This is a genomic window from Bradyrhizobium sp. KZN70725 (assembly GCF_055264925.1).
The window spans coordinates 50,994-64,324 of the sequence record NZ_JBUYWT010000030.1 but is presented as its reverse complement, the minus strand read 5'-3'; the positions used below and the strand labels follow the sequence as shown (position 1 = coordinate 64,324).

General features: G+C 61.9%; 13 protein-coding genes and 1 pseudogene. 10 read left to right on the top strand and 4 right to left on the bottom strand.

From position 1 onward, the window contains the following. Positions 1-705 (top strand): ABC transporter ATP-binding protein, encoded by a 705-nt coding sequence (locus tag ACZBJS_RS25750; RefSeq protein WP_168856020.1) that lies wholly within the window; start codon positions 1-3, stop codon positions 703-705. A 36-nt stretch (positions 706-741) separates the two neighbouring features. Here ACZBJS_RS25750 and ACZBJS_RS25745 read toward each other — a convergent pair whose 3' ends face one another. Further along, the gene (locus ACZBJS_RS25745) at positions 742-1,755 is read right to left on the bottom strand and encodes a zinc-dependent alcohol dehydrogenase (RefSeq protein WP_463439438.1); all 1,014 of its coding nucleotides are present in this window, start codon (positions 1,753-1,755) and stop codon (positions 742-744) included. 333 nt (positions 1,756-2,088) lie between these two features. On the opposite strand from ACZBJS_RS25745, the gene ACZBJS_RS25740 reads away from it, so the two are divergent. The 5 genes from ACZBJS_RS25740 to ACZBJS_RS25720 are packed head-to-tail and all read left to right on the top strand — an operon-like array spanning position 2,089 to position 6,641. Further along, on the top strand, positions 2,089-3,096 hold the full coding sequence (locus tag ACZBJS_RS25740) for an ABC transporter substrate-binding protein (RefSeq protein ID WP_463439437.1): 1,008 nt from the start codon (positions 2,089-2,091) through the stop codon (positions 3,094-3,096). 38 nt (positions 3,097-3,134) lie between these two features. After that, positions 3,135-3,950, top strand: a complete 816-nt coding sequence (locus ACZBJS_RS25735) for an ABC transporter permease (protein ID WP_463439436.1) — start codon at positions 3,135-3,137, stop codon at positions 3,948-3,950. Between the two features lie 4 nt (positions 3,951-3,954). Then, complete coding sequence (locus tag ACZBJS_RS25730) at positions 3,955-4,740, top strand: ABC transporter permease (protein WP_028336858.1); 786 nt, start codon at positions 3,955-3,957, stop codon at positions 4,738-4,740. Continuing rightward, positions 4,737-5,801 carry an ABC transporter ATP-binding protein gene (locus ACZBJS_RS25725; RefSeq protein WP_463439435.1) on the top strand — a complete coding sequence of 355 codons (1,065 nt, stop codon included), beginning with the start codon at positions 4,737-4,739 and terminating at the stop codon, positions 5,799-5,801. Before ACZBJS_RS25730 ends, ACZBJS_RS25725 begins: the two co-directional genes overlap by 4 nt. 3 nt (positions 5,802-5,804) lie before the next feature. Next, positions 5,805-6,641, top strand: coding sequence for a phosphodiesterase (locus tag ACZBJS_RS25720; protein ID WP_463439434.1), 837 nt, complete (start codon positions 5,805-5,807; stop codon positions 6,639-6,641). A gap of 215 nt (positions 6,642-6,856) precedes the next feature. On the opposite strand, the gene ACZBJS_RS25715 is transcribed toward ACZBJS_RS25720, so the two are convergent. Beyond that, complete coding sequence (locus tag ACZBJS_RS25715) at positions 6,857-7,009, bottom strand: hypothetical protein (RefSeq protein ID WP_233442928.1); 153 nt, start codon at positions 7,007-7,009, stop codon at positions 6,857-6,859. On the opposite strand from ACZBJS_RS25715, the gene ACZBJS_RS25710 reads away from it, so the two are divergent. Both ACZBJS_RS25710 and ACZBJS_RS25705 read left to right on the top strand, forming a co-directional pair. Continuing rightward, on the top strand, positions 6,999-7,670 hold the full coding sequence (locus ACZBJS_RS25710; RefSeq protein ID WP_463439433.1) for a Crp/Fnr family transcriptional regulator: 672 nt from the start codon (positions 6,999-7,001) through the stop codon (positions 7,668-7,670). The two genes, ACZBJS_RS25715 and ACZBJS_RS25710, sit on opposite strands and share 11 nt — an antisense overlap. Positions 7,671-7,802: 132 nt before the next feature. Next, entirely contained in the window at positions 7,803-8,072 is a 270-nt protein-coding gene (locus tag ACZBJS_RS25705; protein WP_168856014.1) for a hypothetical protein, read from the top strand. Between the two features lie 61 nt (positions 8,073-8,133). Here the strand turns inward: ACZBJS_RS25705 and ACZBJS_RS25700 are convergent, their stop codons facing one another. Then, complete coding sequence (locus ACZBJS_RS25700) at positions 8,134-9,228, bottom strand: amidohydrolase family protein (RefSeq protein ID WP_463439432.1); 1,095 nt, start codon at positions 9,226-9,228, stop codon at positions 8,134-8,136. An 818-nt stretch (positions 9,229-10,046) separates the two neighbouring features. Between ACZBJS_RS25700 and ACZBJS_RS25695 the strand changes: the two genes are divergently transcribed. Both ACZBJS_RS25695 and ACZBJS_RS25690 read left to right on the top strand, forming a co-directional pair. Next, complete coding sequence (locus ACZBJS_RS25695) at positions 10,047-10,250, top strand: hypothetical protein (protein WP_016843872.1); 204 nt, start codon at positions 10,047-10,049, stop codon at positions 10,248-10,250. An 828-nt stretch (positions 10,251-11,078) separates the two neighbouring features. Beyond that, a pseudogene (locus tag ACZBJS_RS25690) lies at positions 11,079-11,353 on the top strand (transposase); the annotation flags it as partial. Between the two features lie 286 nt (positions 11,354-11,639). Here the strand turns inward: ACZBJS_RS25690 and ACZBJS_RS25685 are convergent. Beyond that, complete coding sequence (locus ACZBJS_RS25685) at positions 11,640-13,217, bottom strand: winged helix-turn-helix domain-containing protein (RefSeq protein ID WP_463439431.1); 1,578 nt, start codon at positions 13,215-13,217, stop codon at positions 11,640-11,642. Between the last annotated feature and the right edge of the window lie 114 nt (positions 13,218-13,331).

Below are 13,331 nucleotides of genomic sequence, written 5' to 3'. Positions count from 1 at the left end.
ATGCTGCAGATCAGCAAGCTCAATGCCTGGTACGGCGCAAGTCACGCGCTACAGGACATCACTCTCGAAGTGACCAAAGGCGAGATCGTCTGCCTGATCGGTCGCAATGGAGCCGGCAAGACGACGACGCTGAAATCGATCATGGGGTTGATGGGACGAACGCGCGGCTCGGTCACCTTCAAGGGCAAGGAGCTGCTGAGCCGGCCGGCGCATGTGCGCTTCGCGCTGGGACTTGCCTATGTTCCCGAAGAGCGGCGGATTGTGCAGGGATTGTCGGTCCGGGAAAATTTGCGGCTCGGGCTGGTGGCGTCGCCGGCGAAGAAGCGGGAAGCCGAGCTGATCGACGAGATCGCAGGAGTATTCCCACGGCTGGCCGAGCGCATGGACCAGGAGGCGGTCACGATGTCCGGTGGCGAGCAGCAGATGCTGGCGATCGCGCGGGCGATGATCGCAAAGCCCGACCTGATCATGCTGGATGAGCCTTCGGAGGGCATCATGCCGGTCCTGGTCGACGAAATGTTCGAGCTATTCCGCAACATGAAGGCGCAGGGAACGACGGTGCTGCTGGTTGAGCAGAATGTCGAGCTCGCGCTCGGCATCGCCGATCGTGCCTACGTCCTTGATCAGGGGGCGGTGGTGCACCAGGCGTCGGCGCAGGCCCTGCTGGCCGACGACGAGATCAAGGAACGATATTGTTCGGTGTGAGCGGGCTGTCCGGTCTCCCGCCGGCGCGAACGGACCTTACTCCGCAGCGCGCGCGATCGCGTCGGCCTTGCGAACGGTGACGACGACCTTGATCGCGTCATCCACGCGATCCCGTGCATATCGGAGCGCCGTCGGCAGGTCGGCCAGCGGAAACGTATGCGTGTGGATCCTCGTCGCGTCGAACCGCTTTGTCGCCATCAATTCCATGGCGCGGCGAGTGGCGCTGCGGCCCTCGCCGCGGATCCCGTAAGCGTAGATGTTGTTTCGCACGAGATGCGCGATGTCCAGCGTCGCAGCCTCGTGTGGGAAGGCGGCCAGACAAATCTTGCCGCCACGATTGGTCATGTGAATGGCCTGGTTGAGTGTCGCTTCGGTGCCGGCACATTCGACGACATAGTCCGCGCCGATTCCCCCTGTTAGTTGCTTCACGACCTCAACGGCGTCTTCGTCGTTGATGTTGATGACGCGGTCGGCCCCCAATTCCCCGCCGATCGCCAGCCGCTTGTTGCGCGTGCCGGTCAGAATCACCGGGCTTGCGCCAAGCGCCTTGGCCACGGCAACTGCGAGAAGTCCGATCGGCCCCGGGCCGATCACCACGACGCTCTCGCCGGCCACCAATCCTCCCAATTCCGTCAAGCCGTACATCGACGTGCCTGCGGTCACCACGAGCGTCGCCTCCGCGTCGCTCATGCTATCCGGTACGCGCGCCAGCGTATTGATGTGGTTGACTGCGTACTCCGCGAATCCGCCGTCGGTCGTAAAGCCGTTGGCGCGGTGGCCCTTCTCCGGCTTTCCATAGTTGAGACAGGATGTGTACATGCCCTGGCGGCAGCGTTTGCATTGACCGCAGCCGGCATGGATCTCGACGCTGACTCGCTCACCGATCCTGAATTCGTCAACGTCCGGTCCGAGTGCGGCGACCGTGCCCATGTATTCGTGGCCTGGCGTGAAGTTCTTGTTGAAGGGCAGGCCGCCCTGAATGCTTGCCGGCGACCCGGCATGGATAATTTCGAGATCGGTGGCGCAGATCGCAACCGCGTCGATGCGCACCAGCACCTCGGCATGCGAGGGGACCGGCGTCGACTTTTCGCAAAGCAGGAGCTGGCCGGGGTCACCAAGGACCCAGGCCTGCATCAGGCCGGGAACGGGCAGATCAGGCGATGTGTTGACGCCGGGCGGCTGGTACATGGGCTTCCTCTTTCGGCCGTCAGCCTAGCGCGAAACCAGTGGTTGCCGCGAGCACCCGATGGTCGGCATCGGGGCGGCCGTTGCATTTGCTGCACGGCAGCAAGCGCGTCGCAAAACATTCATACGCGGCCTATACTTGGTCCTCCGCTTGATGTTGAAATCCTCATTGCATCCTCTCCCAGACCGGAGCCTCCCATGAAGACCGTCCGCCTTGTCCTTGCGTTGCTGGCGCTGATGCTGATCGCGCCGTGGCAATCCGCCAGGGCGGCCGACGTGATCTGCTACAATTGTCCGCCGGAATGGGCGGACTGGGCCTCCATGCTGAAGGCGATCAAGGCGGATCTCAACTACGATATCCCGCATGACAACAAGAATTCCGGCCAGGCGCTGGCCCAGATCCTGGCCGAGAAGAGCAATCCGGTCGGTGATATCGGCTATTTCGGCGTGACCTTCGGCATGAAGGCCAAGGCCCAGGATGCGCTCGAGCCCTACAAGCCGGCGCATTGGGATCAGGTCCCGGCTGGCCTCAAGGATCCCGATGGCTACTGGACCACGATCCACTCCGGCACGCTCGGCCTGTTCGTGAACAAGGATGCGCTTGGCGGCAAGCCGGTGCCGGCCTGCTGGAAGGATCTCCTGAAGCCCGACTACAAGGGGATGGTCGGCTATCTCGACCCGTCGTCGGCGGCGGTCGGCTATGTCGGCGCGGTCGCCGTCAATCTGGCGCTCGGCGGCTCGCCAGGCAACTTCGATCCGGCGATCGGCTTCTTCAAGGAGCTGCGCAAGAACGATCCGATCGTACCCAAGCAGACGTCGTATGCCCGCGTCGTCTCCGGTGAGATGCCGATCCTGTTCGACTACGACTTCAATGCCTATCGCGCGAAATATTCGGAGAAGGGCAACTTCGAGTTTGTGATTCCCTGCGAGGGGTCGGTGGTGTTTCCCTATGTCGTTGGTCTCGTAAAGAACGCGCCCGACAAGGAGAAGGCCAAGAAGGTGATGGACTATCTCTTGTCCGACAAGGGGCAGGCGATCTGGACCAATGCCTATCTGCGTCCGGCCCGCCCGATCGAGCTGCCGGCTTCCGTGAAGGGGAAATTCCTCCCCGACAGCGACTATGCCCGCGCCAAGAGCGTCGACTGGGGCGAGATGGAAAACGTGCAAAAAGCCTTCGTCGACCGCTATCTCGCCGAGGTTCGCTGAGGCAATATGGTGCCCTTCGCCGGGGCACCATTCTTCCGATGTCGCAAAAATCCTTCGTTTGGCTCTGCCTGCTGCCGCTCGCGGTCGTGACCACGGCATTCTTCCTGCTGCCGATGGCACGGCTGGTGGTTGCGGGTGCCGAAGGACCGCACGGGCTCGCCGGATATCTCGCCATCCTGACCGAATCTCGTTATCGCGCGACGCTGATCAATACCGTGCTCCTGGCGGCGGCAACGACCGTCGTCACGCTGATCGTGGCGACGATCGCCGGAATGTTTCTGCGGCGGCACCGCTTTCCCGGGCGGGCCGTGCTGATCGCGATGCTGACCTTTCCGCTGGCGTTTCCCGGCGTGGTGGTCGGCTTCATGATCATCCTGCTGGCGGGGCGGCAGGGGCTGATCGGCGATCTGTCGAACCGGATCTTCGGCGAGAAGTTCGTCTTCGCCTATTCGATCTACGGGCTGTTCCTCGGCTATCTCTACTTCTCGATCCCGCGCGTGATCCTGACCATCATGGCGGCCGTGCAGAAGCTCGATGTCGGTCTGGAAGAAGCCGCGCGTTCGCTCGGCGCCAGCCCCTGGGCGGTCCAGCGTGACGTCGTGCTGCCGGCGCTGGCGCCGGCCTTCGTTGCGTCCGGCGCGATCGCATTTGCGACCGCGATGGGCGCCTTCGGGACTGCGTTTACGCTGGCGACGAATATCGATGTGCTGCCGATGCTGATCTATACCGAGTTCACGCTGGCCGCCAATTTCGCGACCTCGGCCGCGCTGTCGGTGGGACTTGGCCTGATCACCTGGCTCATCCTCGCGCTCGCCCGCTCGTTCAGCGGCAGCGCGGTCGCGGCGGCCGGGTGAACGCATGCGCGATCGCTTGATCTTCACCGGCCAGTTCATCTTCACGCTGCTCGTGGCGGCATTCCTGGTGGTGCCTGCGGGGCTTTCGATCTCCGCCGGCGTCACCGTGAACTACTTCCGGGGCATCCAGTCCGGCGTGACCCTGCAATGGGTCGCGCAGGTCTGGGAGCTCTATGCCGGCACCATCCTGCTCTCTTTCGTGATCGCATTCGCGACCCTTGCCGTCACACTGCTTGCCGGCGTTCCCGCAGCCTATGCGCTGCATGCGCGGGGAGGCCGGCTTGCGCGCATCGTCGAGGAGATCATCACGTTGCCTTTGGCGATCCCCGGGCTTGCGATAGCGCTCGCACTGCTGCTCGCCTATGGCAGCTTCGGCGACTTTCGCCGTTCCTGGCTATTCATCCTGGTTGGACACGTGATCTTCACCATGCCGTTCATGGTGCGGTCGGTGATGGCGGTGTTCGCGACCGTGGACATCAAGACGCTGGATGAGGGGGCGGCCTCGCTCGGGGCATCGCCATGGCGACGCTTCCGCGACGTCATCGTGCCGAACGCGCTACCCGGAATTCTCGCCGGCGCGCTAATGGTGGTCACGCTGTCGCTCGGTGAATTCAACCTGACCTGGATGCTGCATACGCCGTTGACGAAGACACTGCCGATCGGGCTCGCCGACAGCTACGCCTCGATGCGGCTCGAAGTGGCGTCGGCCTATACGTTGATCTTCTTCGTGATGATCATTCCGCTGCTGGTCGCAATGCAGCTATTGGCCGACAGGGATCACAAGCGATGAGCACGGCCGGGCATGGCGCAGCGGTGCGGATCGAGGCGTGCGGCAAGACCTTTGCCGACGGCACGCGCGCGCTCGATCCCGCGACCCTCGACATTGCGCGTGGCGAGACGCTGGTGCTGCTTGGGCCGTCCGGCTGCGGCAAGACCACGATGCTGCGCATCATCGCGGGCCTCGAGCTGCCGGATGTCGGCGGCAAGGTCCTGTTCGACGGCAAGGACATGACCTCGGTCCCGATCGAGCGGCGCAATGTCGGGATGGTGTTCCAGTCCTACGCCCTGTTCCCCAACATGACGGTGGCGGACAATATCGCCTACGGGCTGAAGATCCGCGGTGTTGCCAGGGGCGAGCGTGCCGCACGCGTCGCCGAGCTGGTTGCTCTGACGAACATCACGGGATTGGAGAATCGCCGCATCGACCAGCTTTCGGGCGGCCAGCGTCAGCGCGTTGCACTGGCGCGCGCCGTCGCGATCCGGCCCGGCATCTTGCGGCTCGACGAGCCCTTGACCGCGCTCGACGCCGCGTTGCGGGACCGGCTGCGCAGCGAGCTCAACCGGCTGTTGCGAGCGCTTGGGATCACGACGATCTATGTCACCCACGATCAGTCCGAAGCCATGGAATTGGGCGACCGGATTGTCGTGATGCGGAAAGGCGCAATCGCCCAGATCGGTACGCCCCGCGAGGTCTACTTCGCGCCGAAGGACCGGTTTGTGGCGGAGTTCATCGGAGCGGCGAACATTGTGGAGGCTCCGCTCGAGAACGGCGCATTGGTCCTGCCCGGGGGGCGACTGCCGATCGAGGGTGGCGCGACGAATGCGAACGCGACCGTCATGATCCGCCCCGAAACCATTCGCGTGACGGAGGCGGGCGAGGGGATACTCTCGGGAATCGTCGATTCCGTCAGCTTCATCGGCGACCGGCAGCGGCTCGTCGTGAGTGATGCATCGGGCAAGCCGCTCAATGTCGACGCTCCCAACACGATTCAAGCCAGGATCGGCGATCGTGTCGGGCTTTCGATTGCGCCCGACGCTGTCCGTCTGCTTCCCTCCGAACCACGAGATTGATCGATGCCGTCGAAACCGGTCCTCATCGCCCAGATTTCCGACCTCCACATCAAGCCGCCGGGAGCCTTGGCCTATGGCCGGGTCGATACCGCGAAGGCGCTTGAACGCTGCGTGGCGGCGATCAATGGATTCGAGCCGGCGCCCGATTTCGTCGTCATCTCGGGCGACCTTGTCGATACGCCGTCCGTCGAGGAATACGACCATCTCAAACGACTGCTCGCGCCGTTGCGCGTTCCGTTTGCCGGAATTCCCGGCAATCACGATTCGCGTGCGTGGATGCGCGCCGCGTTTCCTGCCGCACCCTATGTTCACGCGACAGGCCCGCTCGACCAGAAGATCGAGATGAATGGCCTCGATCTGCTGCTGCTTGACTCAAGCGTTGCCGGGAAGCCTCATGGCATGCTCGAACCGTCGACGCTGCAATGGCTGGACGCGACACTGGCGGCAGCAGACCGGCCCGCGCTGCTTTTCCTGCATCACCCGCCGTTCAAGGGCGGCATCTGGCACATGGACCGCCAGGACCTTTTCAATGCCGCAGAACTGGCAGCAATCGTCAGGCGCCATCCGCGGGTGCGTTTGATCGGCTGCGGGCACGTCCATCGTGCCATGCTGACCTCCTTCGCCGGGATTCCCGCGACATTGTGCCCCGCGCCGAACCATGCGGTTGACCTGGACCTCGGACAGCTCCGCGAACCGTCGTTCAAGGTGGAACCGCCGGCATTTCATTTGCACACGTGGTTTCCCGGTCCGGATTTTGGACAATTGGTCACGCACCAGGTCCCGATCGGTCAGTTTGACGGGCCGCATCCGTTCTTTGGGCCGGACGGCAAGCTGCTGTGAGCTGGCCGCGTTGACCCCTCGCACCGACGGGATCTTGCCAGGCGAGATTGTCGCGGATCGGTCGGGCATGTCGGATCAAGGGCAGCCCGTCGCCTGCAATTGAGCGTTGCATCGACGCAGATTTATTCCAAATTGTACCTTGGATGCCTCCCAATGCGCCGGCTCGGTCCCTTTGTTGCTGTAGGCCCCCGGGGGGGCTATACTTCTGTCTGCTTTCATTGATCGATGGCTTTGTCGGCGTCCGCTGTGCTGGCGGGCCGATTGAACGCAACACAATCAGTCTGGATCACGATGACCGGAGCGCCGCCCATAGAACGAACTTCCGGCGCGCCGTTGTTTTCGAACAACAAGCTGTCGGTGTTGCGCAAGCATCCCTATTTCGCCGATCTCGAGCCCGAGGCATTCGAACAGCTCTGCCGCTACGCCAAGCACACAACGCTGAAGCGGGGCACGACGATCTTTTCCAAGGGCGATCCAGGCACCAGCCTGATTGCGGTGATCTCGGGCACGGTCAAGATCAGCATCTCGTCGCCGGATGGTCGCAACGCGATTTTGAACCTGATCGAGGCCGGAGAGATATTCGGTGAGATCGCGCTGCTCGACGGCTTGTCGCGGACGGCCGATGCCACCGCCAACACCAATTGCGAGCTGTTCGTCATTGACCGGCGCGAGTTCATTCCGTTCGTGCGCAGCCAGCCGACGCTTGCGATGAAGTTCATCGAGCTGCTTTGTGAAAGACTGCGCCGGACCAGCGATCAGGTCGAGCAGATCATCCTGCAGAACCTGCCCGGCCGTTTGGCCAGCGCGCTGCTGCGCCTGAGCGACAAGCACAAGCCGCAAGGACGCGCCATCTCGATCACCCAGCAGGAGATCAGCGAGATGGTCGGGATGACGCGCGAGAGCATCAACAAGCAGCTCCGCGCGTGGGCGATACGCGGTTGGGTCAGGCTCGAGCATGGCGCGATCGTCGTGCTGAAGCCTGAGACGCTCCAGGAACTGGTCGACGCCGGGGCGAACGACGGCGAGTAGTCGCGCCGGCTGCCCGGTCGGTCGCGCATTTCACGAAACGGTGAGCTGAACAAGGCCTGTGAAGCCATTCACATCGGCCTTGCGTGCGCTGCGGTAAGTGACGCGTCAGGGGAGCACAATATGGAGGAATCCATGCAGAGCTCTTTCGACAAGCGGCGGCAGAACCCACAGCACAATTACCAGAGCTTCAGCATCAAGCTTGTCGCGCTGCCGCTGCTCGTCATCGTTGCGCTGATCGGGATGCTGGTCAGTCACCCGGCTGCGGTCAGATGGATATCGGACGCGGCGCAAGCGGAGTTCGTCGGAACCGACGCCGTCTACACTGATCCGATACCCAATATCGCGCAGGTGGCACCAACGGTGCGGCCGGGCAGCGAGATCCGGACGGTGAAGGCCTACTGATCGTTGATGCCGTCGTCGCGCAAGGCGCGACGACAGGCGCTTGTTCAACAGCAAGCCGTCCTCACGCGGCTACTCCAAGCAGCTTTGCTGCGGTCCGCCCGAGAATATTGGCCTTGTCATCGTCGCTCAGCGACGACGAGGCGAAGATGTGGTCGACCGGCGCCAGTTGCCATGGATAGGGATAGTCGCTTCCCAGCACGATCTGGCCGGCGCCGACCTGGGCGGCGAGGTGCCGGATCGCCTCCGGCGTGAAGATCAGAGAGTCGAAATATATCTGCTTCAGATACTCCGCCGGCGCCTTCTGGAGCTTGATCTCCGGATTGCATCCCTTGGGTCCAACCAGACAGGCATGGTCCGAGCGGTCGGCGTACGAGCCGAGATAACCGCCGCCATGTGCGGCGATGATTTTCAGCCCCGGGAAGCGATCGAGCGTGCCCTCGAAGATCAAATGGGAGAGTGCGATCGTGGTCTCGAGCGGATTGCCGATCGTGTTGCCAAGCCACCCATTGCCGGAGAGCCGCTTGTTGAGCTCGGGCACGCCCTGCGGATGGATGAACAGGGGAACGCCGAGTTCCTCGGCCTTGGCCCATACCGGATGAAACTTCGGATTTGAGAATTCGGCGCCGTCGACGACACCGCCGATCGCAGCGCCCTTCAGCCCCTGCTTTTTCACCGCCATCTCCAGCTCCTGCACCGCAAGGTCCGGAGCCTGCAGCGTCAGCGAGGCGAAGGCCGCGAACCGGTCAGGCTTCGAGGCACAGAGTTCGGCGAGCTTCTCATTCTGGATTTTCACGATCTTTCCGGCCAGATCGCGGTCGCGGTCGTACCAGAACGGATTGATCGAAAGCACCTCCATGTCGACGGCCTGCGCGTCCATCGCAGCCAGCCGCTTGTCGATCTCGACAAAGGCCTCGGAGGCGCCGTTGACCGGCGGCAGTTGATATTTTCCGGCGTCCGCGCCGAGCAGCGCGCCCGCCTCGCGGAAATGGCAATGCGAGTGAATGTCGATCGTCTTGACACGTTTGCCGTTGACCGTGACCGGCAACTGCTGGCGCGATTGCTGCGCATTTGCGTTGTGGACGAGCCCGCAGCCGCAGAACACGATGCCTGCCGCCGCAGTTGCTCCCGCTTTCAGGAAATCCCGCCTTGTAGTCATAACGATCGCCTCCCTGGTTGTTTTGTTATGGAGGTGGAGCGTAGGGATGCTGGCTAGTGCTCGCAAGATCACACGCTGTGCGTGTCGCGCAATGTTGATCTGCTCAGACCGGCTTGATCCCCGCCTTTGCGATGATGTCGCGCCATTTCGGCACTTCGTCTGCAATACGCCCGCGCATGCCATCGCGCTGTTTGCGGGCAAGTCGCCGTGTAATGGATAGCATTCAGTCAGATCGGCGATGCGTCACCCTCGCTCGACTTTGATCAGGCCACGAACACGACAAACGCCAATATCACGACCGCACCGTTCAGTATGCAAGTGAAGGCATTGATCACTATCGCCACTTTCGCGAGCGCTATTTGAGCGGATTGGCGCCGCCAGCAATCTCGCTGGATCAAAGGCCACTTAGCCCTCTCGCGATTTCGCGCCGATGCCGGACATCAAAGCCCCCGCTGGTGCCCCCAAATCGGGCTGAAACCGCGACAGACCGCCGTCCGTCCCCATCCGCTTCATGATCCACTAACCTTGCGCTTTCACCGCATTCACTAGCTGCCAACGCGGCGTAGATGCCGATCAATTAAGACGAACTTCCTGTTAACGACGAATAGCGGGATTTTCTCAAGAGCCGACGCGATCCAGCGGTGTGCGGCGGAGCCGCGTAGTCCGTTGGCGGAACGGAACGGCGATTTTATGCTAAAATGAGTGAAGCGAGGCGGAATAGGGTCTGCTTACGCCGAAGCCAAGCCCGACGGTAGCACTGCCTCGTCTAGGCAACGAGGAAGCGTCCTCGTGAGGAGACGGGTTCGATGGGAGGGAAAATGGACCGAAACCTTGTGATCCTGAATGTGACTGGTTCGGAGACGATGTTGCGTTCCGACGGACATGCTGCCATTCGACTGGAGACTAAGGAGATGGGCCCCGTTGCCTTCGAGGTGAATCTTCAAGCAATTGCCGCACTTCGTCGCCACTTGGCGCGCGCCGAAATACACATTCTGCAGAGCCAGAATCAGACCAAAAACTGATTATCTTCAGGAGACGTCACTAAACTAAGGTGGCTATCAGATTGCCCCTGAGGTCCGAGGGCGGGAATCCAATCGGAGGCGCCTGCAAGTCTACTGGTGGTGTTACCGACGCAAATAGACCGGTGCTGTCTTGAAGACGACGGTACGTTCGCCGTGCGACTTCTTATCGTTTCACGAACGCCGTTGACCGCAGCGGATCTTGATTCCGCCATTCGGAGGTTCGATCCCTCCCACCCCAGCCATCCAGTGCCGGATTTGGAGAATTTCCTTCTCTTTGGCCCAAAACGCCCGGGAAATGGGGCATTTTTCGATCCTTTAGAGTCTCCGGTAGCCGGCCCAAATGGCGCGCCGGGTCTGAAAGCTCTCAAAAGTCTCTCTGTAAATTCAAGGAAATTCCCGTTCTCTGGAGACTGGCCTCAGAGACAGGAGAATAAATCGACTGCGTGGTGTGGTGGCATTAGCTTGCGCCCAAATCCACCGGCGTAGGTGCAACGCTCGACAGCTGAGTGCTGGCCAGCGAGGTGCTGGCCGCCAACTTGGCCGGCTCGAGGTCAGGTGTGAGGTCGCTCAGATCGTCCCGGGAAAATCGGTGTTCGTATGCCTTGCAAAAGCCGAATCGGCAGCCCGCTGGACCTTGGTCGGCTTCATTCCTTGGCTGTGTGAAAACGCAAAGACGCACAATTACGATAGAAGAAGTACTCGTCCCACACTGTTTTAATCGTTTGACGCGCAAGCGGATTGAACTTTGAGGGTCGAACTGAAAAATATCATTCTTCGACGCGTTTCTGATTTTTGAGTTTTCACACAGCCAGGGTCACGAGAAGACATTCGCGTAAGATCCCGCGCGACATCCATGAGCATGCCCGGGACGTCGCCCGGTCGTTTGTTGGCACCGAGGGCTTCGAGACGTCGCGACGTGAGCGGAAGAAGATCGAGATGCGGTTTGCGCACCTGAAGCGCATTCTCAGGCTCGGTCGGCTTCGATTGCGTGGACCAGAGGCGCACAGGACGAGTTTGATCTGGCTGCCATCGCGCAAAATCTCAGGCGCCTCGCGTCGCTCGTTGCACGACCTCCGCCCGCTCATGCTCTGTGCATCGCGTAGTGTAGGAGTTGCGTAGAGAGGGGCAGGGTCGGCGGATCAAAGCCGGTCCACTTTGCCGAATGGCCGAAAGGGGCATCCGTCGGTTACAGCGACTTTTGCAACAATATCGGCCCCTCTGAGACATCCCGACCGCCACGACGAATGTCCGCTTTCGGGGACAAAGCGGAAAACATATGCTCCTACTGAGTTCTTCTCAGGTTGACCCATCTGAGACATTGGGGCCGGCGGGGAGAGGTTTCGTCGGTCATCCTGATTTGTGGTACTTTGAGCCCAGGACGAGCACAAGCTAACTCAAGCCGGCCCGGCGGAAGGCTTCCAGATAGTGCTCGCGGTCGGCCTCGTATTTGAACGGCAAGTTCTTCCCGATCCAGGCCAGGGAGAAATCGGGCTGTCTGCGGAGCAGTTCCTGCAATGCAGCCGTGGCGATTTCGCCTCGTCCGGCCATCGCAGCCGCCGCAGTCAGCATGCGGTAGCCGGAGACATGATCGGTGCGAAGCCGAATGCTGGCACCGGCCAGGCGCATCGCCTCCTCGTAATTTCGTCCGACCAACTGGGCATGGGCGGCGATGCCGTTGTAGATCGCCGCAAATGGATCGCGCGGGCTGAGGCGCAACGCCTTCGTGGTGGCGACGCCGGCTTCCTTCCAATGGCCGCTGAACGTCAGCGCCAGGCCGTACACGCTCAGCGCTAGCGCAAAGCTTGGATTGAGCTTCAGCGCCAGCTCAAACTCGCCAAGCGCTTCGTCGAAACGTCGCAGCAGCACATGAACGCAACCCAGCGCATGGTGCGCCCAGGGATCCTCGCTGTCGGCGCGGACTGCCGCCAGCGCCGCGCGTTCGGCAATCGGCACCGATGTCGCCATCTCGCTCCAGCCATTGTAGGCGCAAAAGGTGTGGCTGGCGGACAGAACGGCAAGCGCTTGTCCGTAGTACGGATCGATCGCAATCGCCTTCTCCAGCAGTTCCTGCGCTTTGACATAGTCGGCTGGCGTGATCCGCCAGAAATGCGACATCGCCCGCATCACCAGACCCCAGGCGTCCATGCTGTCCGGGGTCTTGCGTTTGGAGTGAAAATGCTCCGCCGCATAGAGCTGCGGCTCGATCGACGCAACGATCGCCTCGGTGATCTCGTCCTGCACGGCAAACACATCGGCGAGGCTGCGATCGTAACGCTCCGCCCACAGGTGGCTGCCGGTGGCGACGTCGTTGAGCTGCGCGGTGATGCGCACGCGATCGCCTTCCTTGCGCACGCTGCCTTCGATGACATAACCGACGCCGAGGGTCGCCCCGACCTCTTTGATGTTGACGGACTTGCCCTTGTAGGCAAACGACGAGTTGCGCGCGATCACGAAGAACCAGCGCAGCTTCGAGAGCGCGGTAATGAGGTCCTCGCTGATGCCGTCGGAGAAATAATCCTGGTCCGAATCGTCGCTCATGTTGGCAAAAGGCAGCACGGCGATGGCGGGACGGTCAGGCAGAGGTAATGCCGCAATTCGCTCGCTGGATTCGTTCAAGTCCGGCTCCGCGCAAAGCTCTCCGAGCTCGTCGTCCATCGGCGGCGTGCGCACTTCGCCGACGAAGCGCAGACCCTTGCGCGAAATGGTGCGGATCAGCTTCTGCTGCTGGCCGCTGTCGCCGACCGCCTTGCGCACGGCATAGACGCGGCTGGTCAGCGTCGCATCCGAGGTGACGCGGCCGCCCCACACCGAAGCAACCAGATCGTCCTTGGTGACGACGCGATCGCGATTCTCGATCAGGTAGAGCAGAAGGTCGTAGACCTGGGGCTCGACTGCAATCAGTTCAGACCTGAGCCGCAGCTCGCGGGCGCTGGTATCAAGCACGTAATCGGCGAAATGAAACTGCATGCTCGTATCCTGGACCGGACTGCCGCAACGGCCTGTCGCGATTTGGACCGCATCGACCGTGGTTGCAACCCGTCTTTGGTGCGCCGCGGCGCGTGTTTGCCGCGTCCGGCTGGG